The 751-nt window shown below is 72.0% G+C and carries 1 protein-coding gene; it reads right to left on the reverse strand.

Annotated features, from left to right (window positions below; all coding sequences use genetic code 11):
* A partial coding sequence (locus tag FV222_RS28155) for a nicotinate-nucleotide--dimethylbenzimidazole phosphoribosyltransferase (protein ID WP_147816418.1) occupies positions 1 to 727 on the reverse strand: 727 nt, incomplete at its 3' end.
* Positions 728 to 751 lie beyond the last annotated feature (24 nt).

The raw sequence follows: 751 nt of genomic DNA on the forward strand, positions 1-751 counted from the left end.
CCCACCATGCCGAGCATCTCGACGATCCGCTCGAGATCCTGCGGCCGCCGAGCCGCCGCAGGATCTCGAGCGGATCGTCGAGATGCTCGGCATGGTGGGCGAGCGCCGCCTCCACTGCGGCCACCTTCCGCACGACGCCGGCATCGTCCAGGCCGGTGCCGCGCCCGACCCAATGCGCGGGCTCGCCACCGAACAGGGCGGCGTAGAGCGCGGCCGCGATCGTGGTGTTGCCGATGCCCATCTCGCCGATGCCGACGCAATCGGTGCCGGCGGCGACCGCCTCCATGCCGAAGGCCATGGTCGCGACGGTGGCCTTCTCGTCGAGGGCGGGGGCCTCGGTGATGTCGCCGGTGGGCAGGTCGATGGCGAGGTCGAACACCTTGAAGCCGAGGCCGTAGGCGGCGCAGATCTGGTTGATCGCCCCGCCGCCCGCGGCGAAGTTCTCGAGCATCTGGCGGTTCACCGCATCGGGAAAGGCCGAGACGCCGCGCTTCGTCACCCCGTGGCTGCCGGCGAAGACGCAGACCAGCGGCCGGTCCAGCGTCGGCATCGGTTTGCCCTGCCAGGCGCCGAGCCAGGCGACGAGCTGCTCCATCCGCCCCAGCGCTCCGGCGGGCTTCGTGAGGCGCGCCTCGCGCGCGGCGATCGCGCCGGTGGCCTCCCGGTCGGGGCCGGGCATCGTCTCGATCAGGTGGCGGATATCCGCGAACGGGCTCGGGTCGGTCATCGGGTCCGAAGGATTGTTGTGGGC

This window comes from Methylobacterium sp. WL103 (assembly GCF_008039885.1).
In the GTDB taxonomy this organism is placed as follows: domain Bacteria; phylum Pseudomonadota; class Alphaproteobacteria; order Rhizobiales; family Beijerinckiaceae; genus Methylobacterium; species Methylobacterium cerastii.